This is a genomic window from Sphingobium indicum B90A (genome assembly GCF_000264945.2).
Lineage (GTDB): Bacteria > Pseudomonadota > Alphaproteobacteria > Sphingomonadales > Sphingomonadaceae > Sphingobium > Sphingobium indicum.
Genome location: NZ_CP013070.1, coordinates 1,088,054 through 1,101,115, shown reverse-complemented (window position 1 = coordinate 1,101,115; position 13,062 = coordinate 1,088,054). Strand labels below are relative to the sequence as shown.

Below are 13,062 nucleotides of genomic sequence, written 5' to 3'. Positions count from 1 at the left end.
CTTTCCTTCTCCGCTACCAGAATGGCTGCTTAAAAAGCGAACACCACCGAACCGATGAACGTCCGCGGGGAGCCGATCTGCACGAAAGGCAGGTTGCTGGCCGCAGCGAAGCCGGCGTCAAGGCGTCCGTCAAAGCCGCCATAATAGAGCTTGTCGAACACATTGCTGACATTCAACTGCAGATAGGTCTTGTCGCCCATTCCCAGTGGAGCAAGGCTAAGACGCGCATCCAGATCGACCAGCGTATAGGCCGGCGCCTTGGCATCCATAACCTGCGCGCCGCCGCTGACCGCCACGCCGCCGATGATGGTGCCGCCCAAGGTGAACGGACGGTTGAGGTCGTTGACATAACGCGGCCCGGTGCGCTTCACCTGCACGCCCAGTTCCACCGGCCCCAGGGTCGCCTGCGCGCGACCGCCGATAGTATAGACGGGTGCGCCTGATTCCCGCTTACCGCTGGTCTGTGCATAAATCGGGTCGCCAACTGCAGCGCAGCCCGCAACGCCCCCCGAAACATTGCCGGACGTGCATTCGCCATACAGCACGTCATCCTTGATCTTCGACTTCAGGTAGGAGCCGAAAGCATAGAGGACCAGTTCCGGGATTGGACGGTAAGACAGGCTGCCGTCGATGCCATATTTGTCGACGCGGCCCAGATTACGGTACAATGTGCGATCCGTTTCCGGATCATAGGCGGACGCCAGCCGGTTCTGATAGATGGTGTACCAGAGCGATAGCTGCGCTTGAACCTTGCTGCTGCGATAGCGCACGCCCAGGTCGAAATTGTCCGTGGTTTCGGGCGACGGCTTGGCCGATGCCGTATCGGGCGCAAAGAAGAAGCTGTTGTACAGATTGTCGGTGCCTGGAACCTGCAAGCCCTTCGAATAATTGCCGAAAAGGCCAATTGCATCGGTCACGTCATAGGTCAGGCCGATGTTGGGCAGGATCTTGTCATATTTGAACACCCGCCGCTGCGGTCCCTGGATGGTCGGATTGAGCGCCGCATATTGCGCCGCGCCCGCGCTGTTCGTGCCGAAACATTCCACGAAGCCCGTAGCGCTCGACGTCGCGCAGTAATTATTGAGGTCGCGTTTGAAGAAAGGCGCGCGCACGCCGGCCGTTACGGTCAGCGCGTCGAACTTGCCGCGATATTCTCCGGCGATCTGATGCAGGATCGCCTTTGAGAAACGATCACGCTTCTGCAGGACCGAACCCGTCGCATCCCTGAGCGGATTGCCCTCCTGAGGAAAGGCATGGAGCGGTTGGCCATCATTGCGCAGGAACTCAATCTCGCCGGTCTGGCGATGCCGCGCATAATCAAGGCTGTAGGCGACACGGATCGACTGATCCTCTGAGAAATTATAGCGCAGGGAGGCGATCAGGCCGTAGCGGCGCGTATTGGTTTCGCTGGGCGCGAGCACGCGGATCGAGTCCAGCAGATCGCCATCCCCGTTGACGTCATAACCGAAATAAGGGCTGCCCCCCAGATAGCCGACTGCATTGGTGACGCCGCTGCCTGGATTTATGTCGCGAAATCCCTCGCGCGCGGTAGCCGTGCCGCCGCCATTGGCACGCACATATTGGAAACTGGGATCGACGGTCAGGATCAGATCATCGGCCAGCGTGAAGCGCGAATTGATGCGGATATTTCCGGTCTTCGAGGGATTGACGCGCTCGTCGAAGGTCGAACCGCAACTGGTCGCGGCATCGGCAACACCCGTAATCGCGGGCATCTGCGTCGTGCAATAAGGTATCACATAATCGCGCTCGTCGCGATTGTTCGGGAACCGGCTGGGCACGGCCCCCGCGCCGTCGTTGCGGAATGTCACCGAACCGAAACGGTTGTTATAGGCTTCGTTATAATGCGCCGCGATGGAGATGAAATCGCCATTATCGCCAATGGGTTGATAGATTTTGGCATTATATTGCTGCTTGCTGATTTCACCGCGATTATTGAAGATGGTATCGTTCGTTGCCTTGCTGGCGGCGAAGAAAGCCTTGGTGCCCCAGGGCGTGAATACGCCGGTATCGACCGACCCGAACATGCGGAAGAAGGAGAAATCGCCAGCGGAGCCCACGATCTTCGCGCTGAAATCATCGGTGGGATTGCGGGTGCGGTAATTGACCGTCGAGCCGGTTGCCGCAGCAGTGGGGCTGTCGACATCGGTCGTGCCGAGATTGACGTTAACTTGCTCGATCAGTTCGGAATCGAGTTGCTGGCTGGAATAGATCGAATAGCCGCCGGAATCGTTCAACGGAACGCCGTCGAAGGTCTGCGAAATTCGAGTGTTGTCGAAGCCGCGAATATACATGGTGCCGCCAGCCGAGCCGAAGGGATCGTTGTTCTGGAAACTGACGCCCGGCAGCAGGTTGATGATGTCGTTGACGGATTGCCCCGGAATCTGCCGTTCGATGATTTCCTGGTTCAGAACGCCGCGAGCCTTGCTGGTTTCGGGCAATTCAACGCCCGCCAGCCCTTTGGGCGTGGTTGCGCCGGTCACGATGATTTCATTTTCAAAGTCAATCGAGCCGGTCGACTGGGCGAAAGCTGCGGCCGGTGCGGCCACGGCAATGAGCGCGGCGCTGCACATCAGAAACTGTTTCATTGATTTGGTCCCTTTGAAAGTTTGGCGCGTCGCGCCTGCTCTATTTTGCTCTGTGGAGCTGACGCCGCCTGTGGCGGCCGATGGCGACGGGCCTGTGATGCTCTGATTGCAATTTTACTACAATATAACAGCATTCACGTGACGACCGCTCATGCAGCATAGAGATGATGCAAAGGGGGCGCTGCCAAGAGCCTATAATCTATTGATTTATATGTATTTTATGTCGACTTGCCCGCACTGTTAGACAGTGGTGCAATTTTGCAACGCAGCAAGAATTTTTACCGAAGCGCTCTTAAGACACGAAAAAGGCCAGCGAAATTCGCTGGCCCTTTCCCGATTCATGCTGTTGCGGCGCGTTACATCAGGCCGCGTCTTCGGCTCTCTTGTCCTTTTCACTGAACACGCGAATCGGCTCCTTGCTGCCGGCGACCACATCCTTGTCGACCACCACTTCGCCCACACCCTCCATCGAAGGCAGGTCGAACATGGTGTCGAGCAGGATCGCCTCCAGGATCGACCGCAGCCCGCGCGCGCCGGTCTTGCGCTCGATCGCCTTCTTGGCAATCGCAGTGAGCGCATCGTCGGTGAAGCTGAGTTCGACATTCTCCATGTCGAACAGCTTGGCATATTGCTTCACCAGCGCATTTTTCGGCTCGACCAGGATCTTCACCAGCGCGGCCACGTCCAGATCCTCCAGCGTCGCGATCACCGGCAGGCGACCGACAAACTCGGGGATCAGGCCGAATTTCAGCAGATCCTCCGGCTCGCTCTGACGCAGCAATTCGCCCGTCTTGCGCTCCTCGGGCGCGGCGACATGGGCGCCGAAGCCGATGGACTTCGCCTCCAGCCGGTCGCCGATGATCTTTTCCAGTCCCGCAAAGGCGCCGCCGCAGATGAACAGGATGTTGGTCGTGTCGACCTGGAGGAATTCCTGCTGCGGATGCTTGCGCCCGCCCTGCGGCGGAACCGAGGCGGTGGTCCCTTCCATCAGCTTCAGCAGCGCCTGCTGAACGCCCTCGCCCGACACGTCGCGCGTGATCGAGGGGTTCTCGGCCTTGCGGCTGATCTTGTCGATCTCGTCGATATAGACGATGCCGCGCTGCGCCTTCTCGACATTATAGTCGGACGCCTGGAGCAGCTTGAGGATGATGTTCTCCACATCCTCGCCCACATACCCCGCCTCGGTCAGCGTGGTCGCGTCAGCCATGGTGAAGGGCACGTCGAACGTCTTGGCCAGCGTCTGCGCCAGCAGCGTCTTGCCGCAGCCGGTGGGGCCGACCAGCAGGATATTCGACTTGGCCAGTTCCACCTCGCCCGGCTTGGTGCCGTGGTTGAGGCGCTTGTAATGGTTGTGGACCGCCACCGACAGGACGCGCTTCGCCCGGTTCTGGCCGATCACATAATCGTCCAGCACATCGCAGATTTCCTGCGGGGTCGGCACGCCGCCATCCTTCTTGCCGACGAGACCGCCCTTGGTCTCCTCCCGGATGATGTCGTTGCACAGTTCCACGCATTCGTCGCAGATGAACACGGTCGGCCCCGCGATCAGCTTACGCACCTCATGCTGCGACTTGCCGCAGAAGGAGCAGTAAAGCGTGCTTTTAGAATCGGAGCCCGTAAGCTTAGTCATTCGCCAATCTCTCTTCCCTCTTTAGAGGCGAACAGCCGCCAATGCCGAGGGATATTCTGGTCCTGGGATCATCCTAGACCGCGACGCGCCCGTTTCACAAGGGGAGAAAAGGGCGCGCGCGGTAAACATAGGTTTTAGCCCTCAGGGGTTTCCGCCATGGCCGGCCGACGGTCGAACACTTCGTCGACCAGGCCGAACGCCTTGGCTTCCTCCGCCTCCAGGAAGGTGTCGCGGTCCATGGCGCGCTCCACTTCCTCCAGCGAGCGCCCGGTATATTGGACGTAGAGGTTGTTGAGGCGGCTGCGGATGCGCAGGATTTCCTTGGCCTGGATCTCGATGTCCGACGCCATGCCCTGCGCGCCGCCCGACGGCTGGTGCACCATGATGCGGGCGTTGCTGAGCGCGATGCGCTTGCCCGGCTCGCCCGCCGCGAGCAGGAAGCTGCCCATGGAGGCGGCCTGGCCGATGCAGACGGTGCCGACCTGCGGGCGGATATATTTCATCGTGTCGTGGATCGCCATGCCCGACGTCACCACTCCGCCGGGCGAGTTGATGTACATCCAGATGTCCTTCTTCGGATTTTCCGATTCAAGGAACAGCAGCTGGGCGACGATCAGGGAGGCCATATGATCCTCCACCTGGCCGGTCACGAAGATGATCCGCTCCCGCAGCAGGCGCGAATAGATGTCAAAGCTGCGCTCGCCCCGGTTCGACTGTTCGATGACGATGGGGACCAGAGCGGCCATGGGATCGGACATGATATCGGTCATTTTGCTCTTTCAGGGTGTGTTGCTTTTGCCCGTTCTCTACATCGGCACAAAAAGCGGACTGTTCAAGGGGTCGCGTGAAACGCGGTCGGTTTGCCCGGCCGAACGAAGCGCGATCAGTCGCGCCGGGCGAAGTCGGAAGGCGCCTTGAAGGCGAGATAGGCAAGCCGGCGAACCTCCCGCCGCCCGCGCACCACGGTATCCAGTATAAGGCCGCACATGCCCGAAAGCGTGGCGAGGATCATGAGGCCGGTCACCAATATGGCGGTCGGGAAGCGCGGCACAAGCCCCGTCTTCATATAGGTGACGATCAGCGGCGCCGCCAGCACGAGCCCCGTCGCCGCAAGCAGCGCCGCGATGATCCCGAAGAACAGGATCGGCCGCTCGATGCGATAGAGCGTGAGGATCGTGCGCAGGATGCGCCAGCCGTCGCGATAGGTGCTGAGCTTGCTCACCGACCCTTCGGGCCGCGCACCATAGGCGGTGACGACCTCCGCCACCGGCATGGCGAGTTCCAGAGCGTGGACGCTGATCTCCGTCTCGATCTCGAAACCGGCGGACAGGACGGGGAAGCTCTTGACGAACCGTCGGGAAAAGACGCGGTAACCCGACAGAATATCGGTGAAGCTGCGTCCGAAAAGCTGCTTCAACAGGCCGGTGAGCGCCCAGTTGCCGAAGCGATGGCCGCGCCGATAGGCCTCCTCGATCTCGCTGCGCCTTGCGCCCACGACCATGTCGAGATTGTCCTCCAGCATCGCCGCGACCATCTTCGGCGCGGCGGCGGCTTCATAGGTCGCGTCCCCATCGGCCATGATGTAGATGTCCGCATCCACATCCGCGAACATGCGGCGAACGACATGGCCTTTTCCCTGCTGCGCGACCCGGCGGACAATCGCCCCCGCGCCCGCCGCCAGTTCGCGGCTGGCGTCGCTGCTGTTGTTGTCGAACACGTAGATTTCGGCCGACGGCAATGCGCGGCGGAAATCCTCCACCGTCCGCACGATCGCTTCCGCCTCGTTATAGCAAGGCAGGATGACCGCGATCCGCGGGCTTGCAATCCCCTCCCCGCTTTCCACCGCCGGAAATTCCTTCATCGACCCCAAAACCTTTTCCACCCCTTGCGTCGTCCCGGAAAACTGCCGCGCTCCATCGAAGGCAGGAGCGCAGCTCAGACGGGTGAACCAGGCCCACGCCTTCGCAGGAGCACCTCGCGACTTGCCCAATCGCCGCTGGAATGACGAGACGACATCATTTTGTCTGCCACGCCGAGCCCGAAATGAAAAGCGCCCGGGCTTCCTCGCGAAGCCGGGCGCTTGTCCATTCTGGCCGAGATGGCCTTATTCGGCCTTGGCGGCAGCCTTCTTGGCCGGAGCCTTCTTCGCCTTGGGCTTATCCTCGGCAACCGCTTCCTCAGCCACGGCCTCGTCCTTCTTGGCGGCCTTCTTCGCCGGCGCCTTCTTGGCGGGGGCTTCGGCCTCGCCGGCAGCAGCCGCTTCCTCAGCGTCGGCGGCCTTCTTCTTCGAAGCAGCCCTCTTCGCCTTGGGCTTCTCGCCATGATCATGATCATGGTCATGATCGCAGTCCGGACCGTGGACATGCGGCTTCAGGTCGCCATCCTCGGCCTCGATCGCCGCTTCCAGTTCCTCGCGGCTGACGGCGCGGTCGGTGATTTCCGCCTTTTCGAACAGGAAGTCGACGACCTTGTCCTCATAAAGCGGGGCGCGAAGCTGCGCGGCGGCCATCGGATCCTGACGCACATATTGCACGAAACGCTCGCGATCCTGCGGGCTGTACTGCTGGGCCGCCTGCATGATCAGGCGGTTCATTTCCTGGTCGCTGACGACCACGCCATGGGCCTGGCCGATTTCCGAAAGCAGCAGGCCCAGGCGGACCCGGCGCACGGCGATGGCGCGATAATCTTCCTTCTCCGCCTCCATCTCCTTGAGGGCCGCTTCGGGATCTTCCTCATGGCTGGCTTCATGCTGAAGCTGCGCCCAGATCTGGTTGAACTCGGCCTCCACCATGCTCGGCGGCACGTCGAAATCATGCGCGGCCGCCAGTTGGTCGAGCAGCTTGCGCTTCATATAGGTGCGGGTCAGGCCATTATGTTCCTGCTCGATCTGGCCCTTCAGCAGTTCCTTGAGCTGGTCCAGGCCTTCCAGGCCCAGCGACTTGGCGAAATCATCGTCCAGCTTGGGCTTGTCGGCGTCCAGGATCGCCTTGACGGTGATGTCGAAGGTCGCCTCCTTGCCCGCCAGGTGCGCCGCGCTATAATCTTCCGGGAAGGTGACGGTGATGGTCTTCTCGTCCCCCTTCTTGACGCCGGTCAACTGCTCCTCGAAGCCGGGGATGAACTGGCCCGAACCGATCTTCAGCTTCACGTCCTCGGCCGAACCGCCCTCGAACGCCTCGCCGTCGATCTTGCCCACGAAATCGATGGTCAGCGTGTCGCCGTCCTTCGCCTTGTGGCTTGCGGCATGCTCCTCAAGGGCGCCCTGCTGCGTCGCGATGCGGCCCGCGGCTTCATCCACCTGCGCGTCGGCGACCTCGACGGTCAGGCGCTCCAGCTTCAGCCCTTCGATGCTGGGCGCCGCGATCTCCGGCAGAACTTCCAGTTCGACCTTCACTTCGGCGTCCTTGCCGAATTCGAAGCCCTCGTCCAGTTCGACGGAGGGCTGCATGGCGGGACGCAGCTTGTTGTCGGCGATCAGCTTCTGGATGCCGTCCTGGATCGAGTTGTTGAGCGCATCGCGCTGCAACGATTCGCCGTGCATCTTCTTGACGAGGTTGGCCGGCACCTTGCCGGGGCGGAAGCCGGGCATGCGCACCTGCGGCGCGATGGCGGCGACTTCCTTTTCCACGCGGGCGTCGATGTCCTTCGACGTGATGGTCACGGTATAGGCGCGCTTCAGGCCCTCGTTCAACGTCTCGACAGTCTGCATCTCTTCTCTCAAACGCTTTCTTAAAGCTGAATTTCGTTGGCGCCTGGCGCAGTTCCACGGTCTGGCGCACTGGTGCGGGCGAAGGGACTCGAACCCCCACATCTTGCGATACCAGAACCTAAATCTGGCGCGTCTACCAATTTCGCCACGCCCGCATCGGTCGCCGGTCGGCGCGGCATAGAGAAAAGCGGCCCATGAAGCAAGGGCCAGAGGTCCGGCCTGTGGATAACCAGTGGATAAGTCCGGACGGAACCGATCCGCCTGCCCGCGCTTACCCCTTATGCACCCCACCTTATCCAGGAGAGACAGCGATGGCCACCCAACCCGACCCCGCACCAGACGGCGTGCCGCCCCCTGACAGGATCGACCCGCAATCGCCGCCCGAAACCCCCGCCCCCCTCCCGCCCGATGAGGCTCCCGCCGGGCAGCCGCCCGAAATCGTGCCGGATGCGCCCGACTTCGACCAGCCCGACCGCGCCCCGCCCGAACTTCCCCCCGCCTGATCGACATTTTGGCCACAGCAAGACGGGTTTTCCACAGAAACCCGCAATAATGCCCGCGCAAGCGCTGGACAGGCCCCTGCATCCATGATTGAACTATGACAAACAGATGAAATCGGGAGAGGCGCGGCTGACAGCAAGGGGGTCATCGTGCACGGGGTTCGCGCTAAGCTGGAATGGTTCAAGACAGTGATCCTGCCGCAGGAAGCTGCCCTAAGAGGGCGCCTGCGGAGAATCCTGCCTGCCAATCAGGAACTGGAAGACATGGTCGCGGAGGTACTTGCCCGCGCCTATGCTACTGAAAATTGGGAAAATGTAACGACGGGCCGCGCCTATCTGTTCACGATAGCGCGCAATCTGGTGATCGACACCGCCCGCCGGAACAAGGTGGTGAGTTTCGAAACCATCGCCGACCTGGAACTGTTGCAGGGCGAAAATAACGTGGAAGCGCAGCTCCACGCCCGCGAGGCGCTGCGCCAGGTGGAAACGATCGTCGATTCGCTTCCGACACAATGCCGCCGGGTCTTCATTCTCCGCCGCATCCACGAAAAATCGATGCTGGAAATAGCGGAGGAAATGTCCCTGTCCGTTTCTACAGTTGAAAAACATCTGGCCAAAGCGATCGCAATAGTTATGCGGGCCTGGGCAGAACGTGAGGAAACGGATTTCGAACGTGCAGGCGTCGGGACCAGATTCGGGCTACGAAAGCAGGGGCAAGATCGAGGCGGAAGCCGCGCGCCTGCTGGCAAGGCTTAACAGCGGCCCTCGCACCGAGGTCGAAGCCGAGATCTGCCATTGGGTCGAAGCCGACCCCCGCCATGCCGTAGCGTTCGCCCGGGCCGAAGCCGCCTGGGAAGCGGCCGAGCGACTGAAAAGCGCCGCCGCCGAAGTCAACCTGCCCCCGCTGGAAACCATCGTCAGCGAGGAGCAGCAGCGCCGCCTGTCGCGCAACATCATGATCGCCGCCGCCGTTGCGGTGATGCTGTTCATCGTCGCCGCCATCGTCACCGTCCGCACCTTCAGCGGCGTGGACCATTATGAGACGGAGATAGGGCAGATCAGCGACATCGCGCTGGACGACGGCTCCACTTTGCATCTCAACAGCGACAGCGCCGCGGAAGTCCGCTTCACCGATCACGGCCGCAAGGTCCGCATCCTGAAGGGCGAAGCCTCTTTCGACGTCGCTCATGACCGTTCCCGCCCCTTCGACGTGGAGGCCCGGTCCGCCGTCATCCGCGCCGTGGGCACCGCCTTCAACGTGCGACTGCGCCCTTCGCTGGTCGAACTGACGGTTACGCAAGGCACCGTTACCGTCCATTCCGGCAACAAGCTGGCCCAACAGATCAGCGCGGGCAGCGGCGCCGTCATCCAGCCGCGCAGCGTGTCGCTCACCCATCTCGACTCGCGCCTGATCGGCCAGCGCACCGCCTGGCGCGAGCAGATGGTGGAACTGGACGGCGAAACCATCGAACAGGCCGCCAGCGAGTTCAACCGCTACCGCGCCGCGCCGATTCTGATCGGGGACACGCGGGTTTCCTCGCTCCGCATCGGCGGCCGCTTCCGCATCACCGACAGCAAGGAATTCCTTTCCGCGCTGCGATTGAGCCTGCCGATCCGCGTGGTCGACGGACAGGACGGCTCGGTCATGCTGCTCTATCAGGATGAGCAGGAACCGGCGGGCGAATAAGATCGGGGGCTACGCGGCCCGTTCCGAACTTATGCCAGCAATTCCCTGACCAGTTCGGGCACCAGGACGCTCGCGGCTCCCATCCGGCTTTCCTCGAAATAGAAGCTCCCGGCCGACGGTTCCAGGTTCAACTCCAGCGTCCGGGCGCCGACATGGCGCGCCGTCTGCACGAAACCCGCCGCCGGATAGACCGCCCCGGACGTCCCCACCGAAACGAACAGGTCGGCCCGCCGTAACGCCTGGTCAATGGCCTCCATTTCATAGGGCATCTCGCCGAAGAACACGATGTCGGGCCGCAAAAGCGCCCTTCCGCAGCCATCGCAGACCGATCCGGGCGGCAGGGCCTCCGTCCAGGGCTTCGCCTTCCCGCATCCCGCGCAGAGCGCCGAGCGCAACTCCCCGTGCATATGGATGAGCCGTTTCGCCCCTGCCCGCTCGTGGAGATCGTCCACATTCTGCGTGACGATCAGCAATTCCCCCGGCCATTGCGCGTCCAGCGCCGCCAGCGCTTCATGCGCGGCGTTCGGCCTCACCTCCGCCAGTTTCGCCCGCCGCTCGTCATAGAAGCGGTGCACCAGCGCCGCGTCGCGCACCAAGGCCTCTGGCGTGCACACATCCTCCACCCGATGCCCTTCCCACAGCCCGTCCGGCCCGCGAAAGGTCGCCAGCCCGCTTTCGGCGGAAATCCCGGCGCCGGTCAGGATCACGATATTGCGAATGTCGTCCATTTATCTTTCCCGTCCCGTTGCGCGATAAGAGGGCCGCCCAAGTCCCTATGCCACCCATTTCCCATTGCAAGAACCGATAGCAAAAGGATGACAAGAGCCATCCATTCTGGCATCCGCCACGCGACTTTTTAAGGAATGACTGTGATGACCAGCATCGGGATTTTCGGAGCGGCCGGCCGCATGGGACGCGCCATCGCGCAGATCGTGCAGGAAGCGGGCCTGAAAATCGCCGGAGGCACCGACCGCGACGGCGAAGGCGAAATCGCCCCCGGTGTCCCGATCACCGCCGATCCCCTGGCGCTGGCGCAGCGGAGCGACGTGCTGATCGACTTTTCCGTGCCCGGCGCGCTGTCGACCCATCTGGACGCCTGCATCGCCGCGAAGAAGCCGGTCCTTATCGGCACCACCGGGCTGGAACCCGCGCATCATGCGCTGATCGATGAAGCGGCGAAGCGCATTCCGCTGCTCCAGACCGGCAACACCTCGCTCGGCGTCAATCTGCTGGCGGCGCTGGTGGAACAGGCGGCAACCCGCCTTGGCGACGACTGGGACATAGAGATCGTCGAAATGCACCACCGCCACAAGGTCGACGCCCCGTCCGGCACCGCGCTGCTGCTGGGCGAAGCCGCCGCGCAGGGACGCGGCATCGCCCTGGCCGACCATAGCGAGCGCGGCCGGGACGGCATCACCGGCGCGCGCGCCAGGGGAGCCATCGGTTTCGCCGCCCTGCGCGGCGGTTCCGTGGCGGGCGATCATCAGGTCATCTTCGCCGCCGATGGCGAGCGGATAGAGATCGGCCATCGCGCCGAAAGCCGCATCATCTTCGCTCGCGGCGCGGTGAAGGGCGCGCAATGGCTGATCGGCCAACCCGTCGGCCGCTATGACATGAAGGGCGTCCTGGGCCTCTGACCGTGAACAAGGACCGGATATTCGACTTTTTCAGCCGCCTTGCGGAGGCCAATCCGGCCCCTCGCACGGAACTGGAATATGACAATGACTATCAGCTTCTGGTGGCGGTGGTCCTGTCGGCGCAGGCCACGGACGTCGGCGTCAACAAGGCGACCCGCGCCCTGTTTCGGGAGGTCCGCACACCGCAACAGATGGTCGACCTGGGGGAAGAGGGCCTGAAAGCCCATATCAAGACGATCGGCCTGTTCAACGCCAAGGCCAAGAACGTCATCGCCCTGTCGGAAATATTGGTCCGCGATTTCGGCGGAGAAGTGCCGCAGGACCGCGACATCCTCACCACCCTGCCCGGCGTCGGGCGCAAGACCGCCAATGTCGTCATGAACACCGCCTTCGGGCAGGAGACGTTCGCGGTCGACACCCATATCTTCCGCGTCGGCAACCGCACCGGCCTGGCGCCCGGAAAGACTCCGCTGGCGGTCGAACTGAAGCTGGAAAAGCGCGTCCCCGGCCCCTTCCGCCGCGATGCGCACCACTGGCTGATCCTGCACGGCCGCTATGTCTGCAAGGCGCGCAAGCCCGAATGCTGGCGCTGCATCGTCGCCGACCTCTGCCGCTTCAAGCCCAAGACGCCCGCGCCCGGCGCCAAGCCCTGATTATTGTGCGGTTCAGGCGCCGTGCGGTAAAAGGAGCGGCAGGACGGATGATGCGTTCCCGCGACGTCATCCAGACAGTCAACAGGAGAGACGTCATGTCTGCCCCCCTTATCCGCAAACTCGCGCTGGCGGCCGCGCTCGCCTGCGCTGCCGCCCCTGCCGTCGCCAAGAAAGCGCCGGACAATCTGGTCCCTGCCGGAAAGCCGGTCGATTGCATTCAGTTGAGCGCGATCCGCTCCACCGACGTCCGCGACGACCGGACCATCGACTTCATCATGAACGGCAACAAGGTGTATCGGAACAGGCTGCCCATGAGCTGCCCCAGCCTGGGTTTCGAAAAGCGCTTCCTCTACAGGACCAGCCTGTCCCAGCTCTGTTCTGTGGACATCATCACCGTGCTCTATCAGACTGGCGGCTTGCAGCGCGGGCCGAGTTGCGGGCTGGGGAAATTCCAGCCGATGCAGAAAATGGCGAAATAACTTTGGCCTGAGACGATTTTGATGCTGGCGCGAGCGATTGGCCTTTGCTAAGCGGCCCTTCGCACTAGCGACACGCACCCATAGCTCAGCTGGATAGAGCGTTGCCCTCCGAAGGCAAAGGCCAGAGGTTCGAATCCTCTTGGGTGCGCCATTTCCCCGAT

Annotated in this window: 12 protein-coding genes and 2 tRNA genes; 7 read left to right on the top strand and 7 right to left on the bottom strand. The window is 62.3% G+C overall.

Annotation, left to right across the window (positions count from 1 at the left end; all coding sequences use genetic code 11):
* Positions 1-29: 29 nt before the first annotated feature.
* The 6 genes from SIDU_RS05340 to SIDU_RS05315 all read right to left on the bottom strand — a co-directional run bounded on the left by SIDU_RS05340 (position 30) and on the right by SIDU_RS05315 (position 8,100).
* A complete protein-coding gene (locus SIDU_RS05340) occupies positions 30-2,606 on the bottom strand; it encodes a TonB-dependent receptor (protein WP_007685072.1) in 2,577 nt (858 codons plus the stop codon).
* Positions 2,607-2,967: 361 nt separating this feature from the next.
* Positions 2,968-4,236 (bottom strand): ATP-dependent Clp protease ATP-binding subunit ClpX, encoded by a 1,269-nt coding sequence (clpX, locus tag SIDU_RS05335; RefSeq protein WP_007685071.1) that lies wholly within the window; start codon positions 4,234-4,236, stop codon positions 2,968-2,970.
* 134 nt (positions 4,237-4,370) lie between these two features.
* A complete protein-coding gene (clpP, locus tag SIDU_RS05330; RefSeq protein ID WP_007685070.1) occupies positions 4,371-5,006 on the bottom strand; it encodes an ATP-dependent Clp endopeptidase proteolytic subunit ClpP in 636 nt (211 codons plus the stop codon).
* Positions 5,007-5,119: 113 nt separating this feature from the next.
* Positions 5,120-6,097: a glycosyltransferase family 2 protein gene (locus SIDU_RS05325; RefSeq protein ID WP_007685067.1), complete on the bottom strand. Its 978-nt coding sequence runs from the start codon at positions 6,095-6,097 to the stop codon at positions 5,120-5,122.
* Positions 6,098-6,340: 243 nt separating this feature from the next.
* A complete protein-coding gene (tig, locus tag SIDU_RS05320; protein WP_007685065.1) occupies positions 6,341-7,945 on the bottom strand; it encodes a trigger factor in 1,605 nt (534 codons plus the stop codon).
* A gap of 70 nt (positions 7,946-8,015) precedes the next feature.
* Positions 8,016-8,100: transfer RNA gene (locus SIDU_RS05315), tRNA-Leu, on the bottom strand.
* A 156-nt stretch (positions 8,101-8,256) separates the two neighbouring features.
* Here SIDU_RS05315 and SIDU_RS05310 point away from each other — a divergent pair.
* The 3 genes from SIDU_RS05310 (at position 8,257) to SIDU_RS05300 (ending at position 10,132) form a co-directional block, all read left to right on the top strand.
* A complete protein-coding gene (locus tag SIDU_RS05310) occupies positions 8,257-8,448 on the top strand; it encodes a hypothetical protein (RefSeq protein WP_007685064.1) in 192 nt (63 codons plus the stop codon).
* A 147-nt stretch (positions 8,449-8,595) separates the two neighbouring features.
* The gene (locus SIDU_RS05305; RefSeq protein WP_013040249.1) at positions 8,596-9,201 is read left to right on the top strand and encodes a sigma-70 family RNA polymerase sigma factor; all 606 of its coding nucleotides are present in this window, start codon (positions 8,596-8,598) and stop codon (positions 9,199-9,201) included.
* Positions 9,119-10,132: a FecR family protein gene (locus SIDU_RS05300; RefSeq protein WP_007685060.1), complete on the top strand. Its 1,014-nt coding sequence runs from the start codon at positions 9,119-9,121 to the stop codon at positions 10,130-10,132. Before SIDU_RS05305 ends, SIDU_RS05300 begins: the two co-directional genes overlap by 83 nt.
* Positions 10,133-10,161: 29 nt before the next feature.
* Here the strand turns inward: SIDU_RS05300 and SIDU_RS05295 are convergent, their stop codons facing one another.
* Positions 10,162-10,860, bottom strand: a complete 699-nt coding sequence (locus SIDU_RS05295; RefSeq protein WP_007685058.1) for an NAD-dependent deacylase — start codon at positions 10,858-10,860, stop codon at positions 10,162-10,164.
* 144 nt (positions 10,861-11,004) lie between these two features.
* Here SIDU_RS05295 and dapB point away from each other — a divergent pair, with 144 nt between their 5' ends.
* The 4 genes from dapB to SIDU_RS05275 all read left to right on the top strand — a co-directional run bounded on the left by dapB (position 11,005) and on the right by SIDU_RS05275 (position 13,052).
* Positions 11,005-11,769, top strand: a complete 765-nt coding sequence (gene dapB / locus SIDU_RS05290; protein WP_007685056.1) for a 4-hydroxy-tetrahydrodipicolinate reductase — start codon at positions 11,005-11,007, stop codon at positions 11,767-11,769.
* A gap of 2 nt (positions 11,770-11,771) precedes the next feature.
* On the top strand, positions 11,772-12,422 hold the full coding sequence (gene nth / locus SIDU_RS05285) for an endonuclease III (protein ID WP_007685054.1): 651 nt from the start codon (positions 11,772-11,774) through the stop codon (positions 12,420-12,422).
* 95 nt (positions 12,423-12,517) lie between these two features.
* Complete coding sequence (locus tag SIDU_RS05280; RefSeq protein ID WP_049775068.1) at positions 12,518-12,901, top strand: hypothetical protein; 384 nt, start codon at positions 12,518-12,520, stop codon at positions 12,899-12,901.
* Between the two features lie 74 nt (positions 12,902-12,975).
* A tRNA-Arg gene (locus SIDU_RS05275) sits at positions 12,976-13,052 on the top strand.
* The last annotated feature ends 10 nt before the right edge of the window (positions 13,053-13,062 follow it).

Coding starts and splice junctions, on each gene's coding strand:
- SIDU_RS05340 (WP_007685072.1), bottom strand. CDS start 2,606: ATGAAACAGTTTCTGATGTGCAGCGCCGCGCTCATTGCCGTGGCCGCA.
- clpX (WP_007685071.1), bottom strand. CDS start 4,236: ATGACTAAGCTTACGGGCTCCGATTCTAAAAGCACGCTTTACTGCTCC.
- clpP (WP_007685070.1), bottom strand. CDS start 5,006: ATGACCGATATCATGTCCGATCCCATGGCCGCTCTGGTCCCCATCGTC.
- SIDU_RS05325 (WP_007685067.1), bottom strand. CDS start 6,097: ATGAAGGAATTTCCGGCGGTGGAAAGCGGGGAGGGGATTGCAAGCCCG.
- tig (WP_007685065.1), bottom strand. CDS start 7,945: ATGCAGACTGTCGAGACGTTGAACGAGGGCCTGAAGCGCGCCTATACC.
- SIDU_RS05310 (WP_007685064.1), top strand. CDS start 8,257: ATGGCCACCCAACCCGACCCCGCACCAGACGGCGTGCCGCCCCCTGAC.
- SIDU_RS05295 (WP_007685058.1), bottom strand. CDS start 10,860: ATGGACGACATTCGCAATATCGTGATCCTGACCGGCGCCGGGATTTCC.
- dapB (WP_007685056.1), top strand. CDS start 11,005: ATGACCAGCATCGGGATTTTCGGAGCGGCCGGCCGCATGGGACGCGCC.
- SIDU_RS05280 (WP_049775068.1), top strand. CDS start 12,518: ATGTCTGCCCCCCTTATCCGCAAACTCGCGCTGGCGGCCGCGCTCGCC.